The sequence below is a fragment of the Salinarimonas sp. genome, from assembly GCF_040111675.1.
GTDB lineage: Bacteria > Pseudomonadota > Alphaproteobacteria > Rhizobiales > Beijerinckiaceae > Salinarimonas.
In genome coordinates this window covers 1,981,526-1,993,435 of record NZ_CP157794.1, presented here as the reverse complement: position 1 = coordinate 1,993,435, position 11,910 = coordinate 1,981,526, and the positions used below count along the sequence as shown (strand labels likewise).

Sequence of the window (11,910 nt, the reverse complement as noted above, 5' to 3'; positions counted from 1 at the left end):
CTCGAGGACCCTCATGCCCACCCCCCAGCTCGGCGTCTGCTACTATCCCGAACATTGGCCCGAGACCCTCTGGGCCGAGGATGCGCGGCGGATGCGCGAGGCCGGGCTCTCGCTCGTACGCATCGGCGAGTTCGCCTGGTCGCGGCTCGAGCCGACGCCGGGAGATCTGCGCTTCGGCTGGCTCGACCGGGCGATCGAAACCCTCGCCGAGGCCGGGCTCGGGATCGTGCTCGGCACGCCGACCGCGACGCCGCCGCGCTGGATGCTCGCGCGCCATCCCGACATGCTGGCGGTGGACGCGCAGGGCCGCACGCGGAAATTCGGATCGCGGCGGCACTATTGCTTCGCGCACGAGGGCTATCGCGCCGAGGCCGTGCGGATCGCAGGGCTGCTCGGGGAGCGCTACGGGCGCGACCCGCGCGTCGTCGCCTGGCAGATCGACAACGAATACGGCTGCCACGACACGGTGGAGAGCTATTCCCCGGCCGCGGCGGCCGGCTTCCGGCGCTGGCTCGCGACGCGCTACGGCACGATCGCGGCGCTGAACGACGCCTGGGGGAACGTGTTCTGGTCGATGGACTACGCGAGCTTCGACGAGATCGACCCGCCGAACCTCACCGTCACCGAGGCGAGCCCCTCCCACCGGCTCGATTATCGCCGCTTCCTGTCGGACGAGGTCGTCGCCTTCAATCGCGCGCAGGCGGAGGCGCTGCGGGCCCACACCGACGCGCCGCTGATCCACAATTACATGGGCCGGATCGTCTCCTTCGATCATTTCGCGGTGGGCCACGATCTCGAGATCGCCTCGTGGGACTCCTATCCGCTCGGCTTCCTGGAGGACCGGGTCGACACGCACGAGGAGCGCCGCCGCCGCTTCGCCCGGCAGGGGGACCCGGATTTCCAGGCCTTCCACCACGATCTCTACCGCGCGGTGGGGCGCGGGCGCTGGTGGGTGATGGAGCAGCAGCCCGGCCCCGTGAACTGGGCCCCGCACAATCCCGCACCGCTGCCCGGCATGGTGCGGTTGTGGACCTGGGAGGCGATCGCCCACGGCGCGGAGGCGGTGTGCTACTTCCGCTGGCGACAGGCGCCGTTCGCGCAGGAACAGATGCATGCGGGCCTGCTCCGGCCCGACAGCGCCCCCGCCCCCGGCCTCGCCGAGGCGGCCGAGGTCGCCGCCGAGCTCGGCGATCTGCCCGAGACGGGGGTGTCCCCGGTCGGGCTCGTCTTCGATTACGCAGCCGCCTTCGCCTGGGAGATCGAGCGGCAGGGGACGGAGTGCGACTATTTCCGGCTCGTGATGGACGTCTACCGAACCCTGCGCCGGGCCGGGCTCTCGGTGGACATCGTCCCGCCCGACACCGCCGATCTCTCGCCCTGGCGCATGGTGCTCGCGCCCGGTCTCGTGACCTGGCCGGCGGCCCTGCGCGATGCCCTCGCGGCCTATGACGGCGCCGCGCTGATCGGCCCGCGCACGGGCGCCAAGACGCGCGACTTCCGCATTCCGGACGCCCTCCCGCCGGAGGTCCCCGGCCTCGACCTCCGCGTCGCGCGCGTCGAGACGCTGCGCGCGGATTGCCCGGTTCCGCTGGCGGACGGCGGCGCCTTCCGGTTCTGGCGGGAATACGTGGAGGGCGACGCGCCCGTGCTGGAGCGCTGCGCCGACGGCGCGCCGGCGCTCGTCGGGTCGCAGAAGCGCGCCTATCTCGCGGGCTGGCCGGACGATGCCGCGCTCGACCGGATCGTGAGGCGCTTCGCCCAAGCCGCTGGCATCGAGACGCTTTCCCTCCCGGATGGCCTTCGCGTGCGCGACCGCGGCGGGATGCGGATCGTGACGAACTACGCGGGAGAGCCGATGGCGCTCGACGGAATCGTGCCGGGCTTCACGGGGACGCTGCCGCCGGCGGGGGTGGCGTGGGGGACGCGCGTGGGGTGACGCCGACGCCCCCGAGCTCTGCCCGCAGGGGAGGGAGTCGGCCGAAGGCCGGCGGGTCGGGAGCGCGAGGCGGCACCATCCCCTCCGGACCGGGCTTCGCCCGGCCCACCTCCCCTGCGGGGAGATGTCGGCGTCGCGCGTGTCGCCTCACGCCGCGCTCGACGCGCCCTCTTCCGGCTCGTCCGCGCCGCGCCCCTCGGACGCCCCGAGAACCCCGTCGTAGAGCTCCTTCTCGCCGAGCACGCCCACCGCGCGGCCGTCTTTCTCGACGACGAGGAGCGCGCCGGTGCGGCGGCGGATCTCGATCGCCTCGCGCAGGGTGACGTCGGGCGGCACGACGACCACCGCGCCCCCGGCGGCGTCGAGGCCGTCCGGCCCGTCGTAGACGTGGACCGCCGCCGGCCCCTTGCCGTCCACCGCCGCGCCGGCGACCGCGCCGTCGGCGCCGAGCTTGAGGGTCACGCCGCCCTGCGGCTCGGCGACGACGCGCCCGTCGCGCAGGCGCGCGAGCGCCTCCAGCGGCGTCATCAGGCTCTGGCCGCGCAGCACGTTGACCGGGTTCATGTGCGCCACGAACTCCGCGACATAAGCATTTGCGGGATTGAGCGCGATGTCCTCCGGCGTGCCGGTCTGGACGATCCGCCCGCCCTCCATGATCGAGATGCGGTCGCCGATCTTCATCGCCTCGTCGAGGTCGTGCGAGACGAAGAGGATCGTCTTCTTGAGCTCCTTCTGCAGCTGCACGAGCTCGTCCTGCAGCTTCGAGCGGATCAGCGGATCGAGCGCCGAGAACGGCTCGTCCATGAGCAGGATCGGCGCGTCCATGGCGAAGGCGCGGGCGAGGCCGACGCGCTGCTGCATGCCGCCCGAGAGCTCGTGGCCGTAGGCGTTCGCCCAGTCGGAGAGGCCCACCAGCGCGAGCTTCTCCGCGACGACCTCGGCGATCTCCGCCTTCGAGCGCCCGTTCACCTCGAGCCCGAAGCCGACGTTCTGCGCCACAGTGCGCCAGGGCAGAAGCGCGAATTGCTGGAAGACCATGGCGACGCCCTTGCCGCGCAGGCGCTTCAGGTCGGCGGGCCGGCAATGGGCGACGTCGATCTCCTCGCCGTCGACGGAGACGATCACCCGCCCGCGGGAAACCGTGTTCAGGCCGTTGACGCAGCGCAGCAGCGAGGACTTGCCGGAGCCCGAAAGCCCCATCAGCACCGAGATCTCGCCCTCGGCGACCTCGAGATTGGCGTCGGCGACGCCGAGCACGGCGCCCGTCTCCTTCTGGATGGTCTCGCGGTCGCGGCCCTGGTCGAGGAGCGCCAGCGCCTCGCGCTGGCGGCCGCCGAAGACGAGGTCCACGTGCTCGAAGCGCACGGCGATCTTGCGGGTCATCTCTTGGCCCTTCATCGGGTCGCCCTTCATCGGGTAGCCTTCTGCGGCTGCTTGCACAGGCGATCGAGCACGACGGCGAGGAGCACGATGGCGAGCCCGGCCTCGAAGCCCATGGCGATGTTGACGGTGTTGAGCGCGCGCACGACCGGCTGGCCGAGCCCGCCCGCCCCGACGAGGGCGGCGATCACCACCATCGAGAGCGAGAGCATGATGCACTGGGTGAGACCGGCCATGATGGTCGGCAGCGCGTGGGGCAGCTCGACCTTCCAGAGGATCTGGCGCCTCGAGGCGCCGAAGCTCTCGCCGGCCTCGATCAGCGCCCGCGGCGTCGAGGTGACGCCGAGATAGGTCAGGCGCACGGGCGCCGCGACGGCGAAGATCACGGTGGAGATCAGGCCGGGCACGACGCCGAGCCCGAACAGGATCAGCGTCGGGATGAGATAGACGAAGGTGGGGATCGTCTGCGTCAGGTCGAGCATCGGGCGCAGAACCTGGTAGAGCCAGGCCCGGTGCGCCGCCGCGACGCCGAGCGGCACGCCGATGAGCATGCACAAAGCGGTGGCGAAGACGACGAGGGAGAGGGTCTCCATCGTCTCTTCCCAATAGCCCAGATTGATCACGAGCAGGAAGGAGACGACGACGAGGGCGAGGAGCTTCCAGTCCCGGTGAATGATCCAGGCGAGCGCGCCGAACAGGGCCACGATCGCGAGCGGATGCGCCCACAGGAGCGCGTCGGTGACGCCGTCGATGACGAAGCCGAGCCCGTCCGAGATCGCGTAGAAGACGAAGGCGGCGTGGTCGTTGAGCCAATCCACGCCGTCGCCGATGGCGCGCCCGAGCGGGATCTTGTTGTCGGTCAGCCAGGCGACGGGGTCCATGGCGGGGGATTCCTTCTCGTGTCTTCGCCGCAGGTCGTAGCCGGTCGCCCGCGACGGTCGGGACGCGCGAGCGGCGATTGCCCTCCCTCTCGCGGTGAAGGGCTAGGGGCGTCTTGCAGTGCGCCACCCTACCGGTGTCGGCGCCAGCCGCGTGCTCGGCGGGTGCGCCGAACCTTTTCCTTCCCTGTAGGGGAAGGTGTCACCGCGCGAAGCGCGGTGACGGATGGGGCGCGCCGGCAGGCGCGTTCGGCGAAGCCGAATTCGACGGGGGAGACGGATGCCGCCGGGGGCTTCCGCTGCGCGGAACGCGTCGCTCGCGCGCCGCGCCCCATCCGTCTCGGCTTCGCCGAGCCACCTTCCCCTACAGGGAAGGAAGCAACAGGCGTCGAGCCTGCAAACTCCACACCCTCAGCCGCCGGCGTCCTGCCGCACGAAATGCGTGCATCAGCGCGCCACGAGGAAGAGGGGAGCATCCCGGTCGCCTCACTGCGCGAGCGCGGCCCGCACGGCCTCGGCGCCGTCCTCGCCCTCGACGGTGGTGACGCCCTCGACCCAGGCGAGCGCGGTGTCCACGTTGCTCTCGAGCCAGGCGCGGGCGGCGTCCGCCGGCACGGCGCCCTCGTCGAGGATCGCGCCCATGATCTCGTTCTCCATCGCGAGGGTGAACTCGAGGTTGGTCAGGAGCGTGCCGAGGTTCTCGCACTCCTGCATCAGCCCGGCGCGCACGTTGGTGTAGACCTCGGCGCCGCCGAAGTTCGGCCCGAAGACGTCGTCGCCGCCGGAGAGGTAGACGAGGTCGAAATTGGCGTTCATCGGGTGCGGCTCCCAGCCGAGGAACACGATCGGCTCCTCGCGCGCTTCGGCGCGGCGCACCTGGGCGAGCATGCCCTGCTCGGAGCTCTCCACCACCTCGAAGCCGGACAGCCCGAACATGTCCTCGTCGATCATCATCTGGATGAGGCGGTTGCCGTCGTTGCCGGGCTCGATGCCGTAGATCTCGCCGTCCAGCGCCTCCTGGAACTCCGCGATGTCGGCGAAGTCCGTCAGGCCCTGCTCGGCGAGATAGGCGGGCACCGCGAGCGTGTACTTGGCGCCGACGAGGTTCGGCGTCTCGATCACCTCGACGGTGCCGGCCTCCCGGTAGGGCGCGATGTCCGCGGCCATGGTCGGCATCCAGTTGCCGAGGAAGACGTCGACGTCGCCGTTGGCGAGGGAGGCGTAGGTCACCGGCACGGAGAGCAGCTCCGCCTCCGGCGCGTAGCCCAGCGCCTCGAGCACGACCGAGACCGCGGCGGTGGTCGCCGTGATGTCCGTCCAGCCGACATCGGCGAAGACCGGGGCGCGGCAGGCGTCGGGGACCTGCGCGAGGGCCGGTGCGGTCGACAGCGCGAGCATGCTCGCGGCGGCCAGGGCGGGAAGGCGGATCGTCATCGGGTCGTCTCTCCTGGTCGGGCCCTCGTGTGGCGCTCCGCGAGCCGCGAAGCAGCCTGCGGATGCGCCGCCGCCGCCGAGACGCCGCGGAGGCGCCTCGACGAATGCGGCCGTTTGGCTGGGCCGAAATTGATTGACCATTCAATTAAGATCGGGCACGGTGCCGATGTCAACCCGCTTCGAGACTTTTCGCGAGAGTGACCCAGATGCCGCGTGTCGGCGTGTCGAAGATCCGAAGGAAACAGCTCATCGACGCCACGGTTGCGGCGATCCACGCGCATGGCTACGACGCGACGACCATGGCGAAGATCGCCAAGCGCGCGGGAATGTCTCCGGGGCTCATCGCGCATTATTTCGGGTCGAAGGACGAGTTGCTCGAAGCGACCATGCGCTCGATGCTCACCGAGCTGCAGAGCCTGGTCGCGCAGCGCCTGCGGGAGGCGAGCGACGCGCCGCGGGCGCGCCTTTCCGCCATCGTCGCCGGCAATTTCGACGAGAGCCAGTGCGTGCCCGAGACGGTTTCCGCCTGGCTCGCCTTCTGGGGCCAGGTTCCCCACGTGCCCGAGCTCGGCCGGCTGCAGCGCATCTACCGCCGCCGGCTGCACTCGAACCTGAGGCGCGAGTTCGCGCGGATGGGGATCGCGCCCGGAGAGACCGACCATCTGGCCGAGGTGATCGGCAGCCTCGTCGACGGCGTCTGGGTCCGGGCCGGACTCGACGGCGGCGGGCTCGACACGCGCGCGGCGCGCGCGCTGATCGACGAGACGATCGACCTCCATCTCGCCGCCCGCGGCGTCGCCGTAGCGCGAGCGAGCGAAAACCGAGCCGCGACAGCCAAGAAGAGGAAGACGGCGTGACCCCCCACCTCCCCCTGTTCATCGGCGGCGAACGCCGCCCCGCGACCTCCGGCGAGCGTTTCGAGACCCGCGATCCCGCCGACGGCAGCGTCCTCGCCACCGTCGACGTCGCCGGCGCGGCGGACATCGAGGCCGCGGTCGCGGCCGCGCGCGAGGGCTTTCGCGTCTGGTCGCGCATGACCGGCGTCGAGCGCGGGCGCATCCTGATGCGCGCCGCCGCCCTGCTGCGCGAGCGCAACGACGCGCTCGCCAGGCTGGAGACGCAGGACACCGGCCGGCCGATCTCCGAGACCTCCGTGGTCGACGTGATCTCGGGCGCGGATTGCCTGGAATACTACGCCGGCATGGCGCCGACGCTCACGGGGCAGCACATCCCGCTCGGCCCGGAGGCCTTCGCCTATACGCGCCGCGAGCCGCTGGGCGTCTGCGCCGGCATCGGCGCCTGGAACTATCCGATCCAGATCGCCTGCTGGAAGTCGGCGCCGGCGCTGGCCTGCGGCAACGCGATGATCTTCAAGCCGGCCGAGCTGACCCCGCTCACCGCCATGGCGCTCGCCGAGATCTACGCCGAGGCCGGGTTGCCGGCGGGCGTGTTCAACGTCGTCCAGGGCTTCGCCGATACGGGGCGGCTCCTCACGCGCCACCCGGGCATCGCCAAGGTCTCGCTCACCGGCGAGGTCGGCACCGGCAAGGCGGTGATGGCGGACGCGGCCTCGACCCTGAAGCACGTCACCATGGAGCTCGGCGGCAAGTCGCCCCTCGTCGTCTTCGACGACGCGACGCTCGACAACGCGGTCGGCGGGGCGCTGCTGGGCAACTTCTATTCGCAAGGCGAGATCTGCTCGAACGGCACCCGCGTCTTCGTGCACCGCCGCGTGATGGACGCCTTTCTCGACAAGCTCGTCGCACGCACCGAGCGGATGGTGATCGGCGATCCGAAGGATCCCGCGACCCATGTCGGACCTCTGATCTCGCACGAGCACATGGGCAAGGTGCTGGCCGCCATCGAGCGCGGCAAGGCCGCCGGCGCGCGCCTGCTGACCGGCGGCGACCAGGTCACCGCGAACGGGCTCGACAAGGGCTTCTACGTCGCTCCGACGATCTTCGCCGAGTGCACCGACGAGATGGACGTGGTGCGCGAGGAGATCTTCGGCCCGGTGATGACGGTGCTTCCCTTCGACGACGAGGAGGAGGTGGTGGCCCGCGCCAACGCGACGCCCTACGGCCTCGCGGCGGGCGTCTTCACCAACGACCTCACCCGCGCCCATCGCGTCGCCGCGGCCCTCGAGGCGGGGACCGTGTGGATCAACGCCTACAACCTCACGCCGATCGAGATGCCCTTCGGCGGCGTCAAGCAATCGGGGCTCGGCCGCGAGAACGGCCACGCCGCGATTCAGCACTACACCCAGGAGAAGAGCGTCTACGTCGCGCTGGGCGACGTGGACGCGCCGTATTGAGAGCGGAAGGCCGCACGCCGTCATCCCCGGCCGGAGCGAGCGAAGCGAGCGCAGGGGAAGGGGACCCAGCGCAAGAACTCTGCGCCGAAGGCGCTCCATAGCCGCCGTCCAGGCGGCTGGTCGCCGCCGATAGCCGCCGCTTCGCGGCGATCGAGTCGCGCTGGGTCCCCTTCCCCTCCGCGGGCTGCGCCCGCTCCGGCCGGGGATGACAGGGTGGCGTCCTTCGCGAAGCCTCGAGATGAATGTGGAAGCAGACATCATGACCAAATCCCACGACTACATCATCGTCGGCGCCGGCTCCGCCGGGTGCGTGCTGGCGAATCGGCTCTCCGAGGACCCGGACGTCACGGTGCTGCTGCTCGAGGCCGGGCCGAAGGACCATTGGTGGGACTGGCGCATCCACATGCCGAGCGCGCTGTCCTACCCCATGCAGGGCAAGACCTACAATTGGGACTACTGGACCGAGCCGCAGCCGACGCTGGCCGGGCGGCGCATGCACTGGCCGCGCGGCAAGGTGCTCGGCGGCTCGTCCTCGATCAACGGCATGGCCTATGTCCGCGGCCACGCGCTCGACTACGAGCGCTGGGCCGAGGACCCGGCGCTGGCGCACTGGTCCTACGCCAACGTGCTGCCCTACTTCCGCAAGGCGGAGGCGCGCGGGACGGGGCCGGACGCCTATCACGGCGGCGAGGGGCCGTTGAAGGTCTCGACCGGCGTCGCGCAGAACCCCCTCTACCGGGCTTGGGTCGAGGCGGGGGTGCAGGCGGGCTACGACCGCACCGAGGACCAGAACGGCTACCAGCAGGAAGGCGTCGGCACGATGGACATGACGGTCCACGAGGGCCGGCGCTGGTCCACCGCGCAGGGCTACCTGCGCCCGGCGATGGGCCGGCCGAACCTCACCGTGCGCACCGGCGTCTCGACGCTGGAGATCATCCTGGAGGGGAGCCGCGCGCGCGGCGTCGTCGTCGCGGACGCGACCGACGGGATGGAGCGGCTCTTCGCCGAGCGGGAGGTGATCCTGTGCGCCGGCGCCATCGGCTCGCCGCAGCTGCTGATGCTGTCCGGGATCGGCAACGCGGACGAGCTGAAGGCGGCGGGCGTGACGCCGCGCCACGACCTGCCGGGCGTGGGCGAGAACCTGCAGGACCACTTGGAGATCTACGTCCAGCAGGAGAGCCGCGAGCCGATCACCCTCTATTCGGCGCTCAACCCGGTCGCGAAGGTGAGGATCGGGCTCGAATGGTACCTGAGGAAGACCGGGCTCGGGGCCACCAACCATTTCGAGACGGGCGGCTTCATCCGCTCGCGCGCGGGCGTGCGCCATCCCGACCTGCAATACCACTTCCTGCCGATGGCGGTGCGCTACGACGGCCGCAACCCCTCCGACCGGCACGGTTACCAGGCCCATGTCGGGCCGATGCGCTCGAAGAGCCGGGGCAAGATGCGGCTCGCGAGCGCCGACCCGGCGGCGCATCCGATCATCGATCCGCGCTACATGTCCCACCCCGAGGATTGGGAGGAGATGCGCGCCGCCGTGCGGCTCACCCGCGAGATCTTCGGGCAGCCGGCCTTCGACCGCTTCCGCGGCGCGGAGCTCGCGCCGGGTCCCGACGTGCGCACGGACGCGCAGATCGACGCCTGGGTCGCGGCGAATTGCGAGAGCGCCTACCACCCGTCCGGAGGCTGCAAGATGGGCTCCGACCCGATGGCCGTGGTCGACGGGGCCTGCCGGGTGCACGGGATCGCGGGGCTGCGGGTGGTCGATTCGGCGATCATGCCCTCGATCGTCTCGGGCAACCTCAACGCCCCCACCATCATGCTCGCCGAGAAGGCGGCGGACATGATCCGCGGCCGCGAGCCCCTGCCGCCGTCGAACGCGGACTGGCACGAGGACGCGGAATGGGAGACGCGGCAGAGGCCGCGGGCGCCGGACGTGGGGGTGCGGGAGGCGGCGGAGTAGGCCTCACCCCGCCTTCCGGCACCGCACCTGCAGGAAGATCGGCGCGTTGCGGGTGTCCGCCACGACGGGCTCGGCGGCGGCCTCCTCCTCGGTGGCGCGGGGCTCGGCCATGGCCTCGACCAGGAAGCCGGCCGCGACGACCATCTCGACCCAGCGCGAAAGCGTGCGGTGGTAGCGGGGCGTGCGGAAGGGCGGCGTCGTCGCGCGCTCCTCCGGCGGGACGGTGGAGAAGATCCAGGTCTCGATCTCGCCGTCCAGCTCCTCGAAATAGCCGCCGATCTCGAGCGCGACCACCCGGCCCTCCGCGTCGCGGACGTTGCGGTGGCGCGGGGGGACGAAGCAGGGGTGCAGGATCGAGAACTGGAGGAACCCGCCGGGCGCCAGGACCCGGTGGGCCTCCGCGAGGGCGGTCGGCTGATTCGGCATGTCCATCAGGGACATGAAGGCGGTGGCGAAGGAAAAGCTTCCATCGGCGAAGGGCAGCGCGGCGGCGTCCGCGATGCGGTAGGCGATCCCCAGCGGCTCGGCCGCCTCCGCCTCGAGCGCGTGGCGCACGAAGGTCGGCGCGACGTCGATGCCGGTCATGCGCGCACCGAGCCGCGCCAGGGCTCGGGTGTTGGCGCCCTCCCCGCAGCCGAGGTCGAGCCCGGGAAGGCCGGCGACCGGGGGGAGCATCGCCAGGAAGGCCGGCGTATTGAGCGCGTCGCGGTAGCGGTCGTGGCCGGCGCGGACGAGCCGCGTCCAGGTCTCGGCGTTGCCTTCCCAGCAGGCGGCGACGTCCTCGGGCTTCATGGGGCGGTTCCTCGATGCGATGAGAGGTCGTCATAATCGACCCTGCGCGATGCGCAAGCGCGCCGCGACGCCTTGGCGAGCGCCCTCCCCGTCCCCAGCTTCTCTCCCATGCCCCATGCCCTCACCCGCCGCGCCGTCCTCGCCCTCGCCGCCGCCGCGGCGCTCGCGCCCGCACGGGCCCAGGACGAAGCCGCACCCGATACGATGGGCGCCCTGCTCGACGAGGCCGCTTCGCTCGATGCGCTCGAGACCGTCCTCGTCTCCCGAGACCGCGCGCTCCTGGCTGAGCGCGGCTATGGCGGCGCCTCCCCGGATCGGCCGACGAACATCAAGTCCGCCTCGAAGGCGATCGTCACGGCGCTCGTCGGGATCGCCATCGAGAAGGGGTTCATCGCGGGCGTCGACCAGCCGATCGCGCCACTCTTGCGCGATAAGCTCCCCGCCGACCCCGACCCGCGGCTCTATCGCATCACGATCGGCGATCTGCTCACCATGCGCGCGGGGCTCGAGCGGACGTCTGGGGCGAACTACGGCTCGTGGGTCGCGAGCCGCGACTGGACTCGCGACGCGCTCGCGCGTCCCTTCGTCGACGAGCCCGGCGGGCGCATGCTCTACTCCACCGGCTCGACCCACCTCCTCTCGGCGATCCTCGCTCGCGAGACCGGCCTCTCGACGCTCGCGCTCGCCAACGACTGGCTCGGCGCGATTCCGGGCTTTCGCATCGCGGACTGGGAGAGGAGCCCCGAGGGCGTGCATCTGGGCGGCAACCAGATGGCCGTGACCCCGCGCTCCCTCCTCGCCTTCGGCGAGACCTGTGCCGCCGGCGGGCGCGCGCCCGACGGGACGCAGGTGATCCCGGAGGACTGGATCGAGGCGAGCTGGCGCCCGCGCACGCGCTCGCGCTGGACCGGGGACGGCTACGGCTATTCCTGGTTCGCCCGCGAGATCGGCGGGCGGGACGTGCGCTACGCCTGGGGCTACGGCGGGCAGATGCTCTACGTCGTGCCGGACCTCGCCCTCGTCGTGGCCGTGACCTCCGACGAGAGCCGCCCCTCCGCCCGCACGGGATACCGCGACCGGCTGCACGATCTCCTGGCGGGGATCATCGGCATCGTCGAGGTGGCGTGACCTTTCGAGGCTCTGGCGCTGTCATCCCGGATTGCGAAGCAAGTCCGGGACCCAGATCCTCCGACGTGTCCCTCAGCGGGCGCGG

9 protein-coding genes are annotated in these 11,910 nt (G+C 71.4%); 5 read left to right on the top strand and 4 right to left on the bottom strand.

Annotation, left to right across the window (positions count from 1 at the left end; genetic code table 11):
* The first annotated feature begins 13 nt into the window (after positions 1 to 13).
* The gene (locus ABL310_RS09315) at positions 14 to 1,936 is read left to right on the top strand and encodes a beta-galactosidase (protein WP_349371395.1); all 1,923 of its coding nucleotides are present in this window, start codon (positions 14 to 16) and stop codon (positions 1,934 to 1,936) included.
* Between the two features lie 147 nt (positions 1,937 to 2,083).
* Here the strand turns inward: ABL310_RS09315 and choV are convergent, their stop codons facing one another.
* The 3 genes from choV to ABL310_RS09300 form a co-directional block, all read right to left on the bottom strand.
* The gene (gene choV / locus ABL310_RS09310; protein ID WP_349371394.1) at positions 2,084 to 3,349 is read right to left on the bottom strand and encodes a choline ABC transporter ATP-binding protein; all 1,266 of its coding nucleotides are present in this window, start codon (positions 3,347 to 3,349) and stop codon (positions 2,084 to 2,086) included.
* Complete coding sequence (gene choW, locus ABL310_RS09305) at positions 3,346 to 4,197, bottom strand: choline ABC transporter permease subunit (RefSeq protein WP_349371393.1); 852 nt, start codon at positions 4,195 to 4,197, stop codon at positions 3,346 to 3,348. Before choW ends, choV begins: the two co-directional genes overlap by 4 nt.
* A 483-nt stretch (positions 4,198 to 4,680) precedes the next feature.
* Positions 4,681 to 5,628 (bottom strand): choline ABC transporter substrate-binding protein, encoded by a 948-nt coding sequence (locus tag ABL310_RS09300; protein WP_349371392.1) that lies wholly within the window; start codon positions 5,626 to 5,628, stop codon positions 4,681 to 4,683.
* 206 nt (positions 5,629 to 5,834) lie between these two features.
* Between ABL310_RS09300 and betI the strand changes: the two genes are divergently transcribed.
* From betI to betA, 3 genes are all read left to right on the top strand, one after another.
* Positions 5,835 to 6,485: a transcriptional regulator BetI gene (gene betI / locus ABL310_RS09295; protein ID WP_349371391.1), complete on the top strand. Its 651-nt coding sequence runs from the start codon at positions 5,835 to 5,837 to the stop codon at positions 6,483 to 6,485.
* On the top strand, positions 6,482 to 7,942 hold the full coding sequence (gene betB / locus ABL310_RS09290; RefSeq protein WP_374730383.1) for a betaine-aldehyde dehydrogenase: 1,461 nt from the start codon (positions 6,482 to 6,484) through the stop codon (positions 7,940 to 7,942). Before betI ends, betB begins: the two co-directional genes overlap by 4 nt.
* Positions 7,943 to 8,201: 259 nt before the next feature.
* Positions 8,202 to 9,905, top strand: a complete 1,704-nt coding sequence (betA, locus tag ABL310_RS09285) for a choline dehydrogenase (protein WP_349371390.1) — start codon at positions 8,202 to 8,204, stop codon at positions 9,903 to 9,905.
* A gap of 3 nt (positions 9,906 to 9,908) precedes the next feature.
* Here the strand turns inward: betA and ABL310_RS09280 are convergent, their stop codons facing one another.
* On the bottom strand, positions 9,909 to 10,697 hold the full coding sequence (locus tag ABL310_RS09280) for a class I SAM-dependent methyltransferase (RefSeq protein ID WP_349371389.1): 789 nt from the start codon (positions 10,695 to 10,697) through the stop codon (positions 9,909 to 9,911).
* Positions 10,698 to 10,805: 108 nt separating this feature from the next.
* Between ABL310_RS09280 and ABL310_RS09275 the strand changes: the two genes are divergently transcribed.
* Positions 10,806 to 11,825 (top strand): serine hydrolase, encoded by a 1,020-nt coding sequence (locus ABL310_RS09275; RefSeq protein ID WP_349371388.1) that lies wholly within the window; start codon positions 10,806 to 10,808, stop codon positions 11,823 to 11,825.
* Positions 11,826 to 11,910 lie beyond the last annotated feature (85 nt).

What these genes read in the sequence shown, in the direction of transcription:
- ABL310_RS09315 (WP_349371395.1), top strand. Translation starts at nt 14, where the DNA reads ATGCCCACCCCCCAGCTCGGCGTCTGCTACTATCCCGAACATTGGCCC.
- choV (WP_349371394.1), bottom strand. Translation starts at nt 3,349, where the DNA reads ATGAAGGGCGACCCGATGAAGGGCCAAGAGATGACCCGCAAGATCGCC.
- choW (WP_349371393.1), bottom strand. Translation starts at nt 4,197, where the DNA reads ATGGACCCCGTCGCCTGGCTGACCGACAACAAGATCCCGCTCGGGCGC.
- ABL310_RS09300 (WP_349371392.1), bottom strand. Translation starts at nt 5,628, where the DNA reads ATGACGATCCGCCTTCCCGCCCTGGCCGCCGCGAGCATGCTCGCGCTG.
- betI (WP_349371391.1), top strand. Translation starts at nt 5,835, where the DNA reads ATGCCGCGTGTCGGCGTGTCGAAGATCCGAAGGAAACAGCTCATCGAC.
- betA (WP_349371390.1), top strand. Translation starts at nt 8,202, where the DNA reads ATGACCAAATCCCACGACTACATCATCGTCGGCGCCGGCTCCGCCGGG.
- ABL310_RS09280 (WP_349371389.1), bottom strand. Translation starts at nt 10,697, where the DNA reads ATGAAGCCCGAGGACGTCGCCGCCTGCTGGGAAGGCAACGCCGAGACC.
- ABL310_RS09275 (WP_349371388.1), top strand. Translation starts at nt 10,806, where the DNA reads ATGCCCCATGCCCTCACCCGCCGCGCCGTCCTCGCCCTCGCCGCCGCC.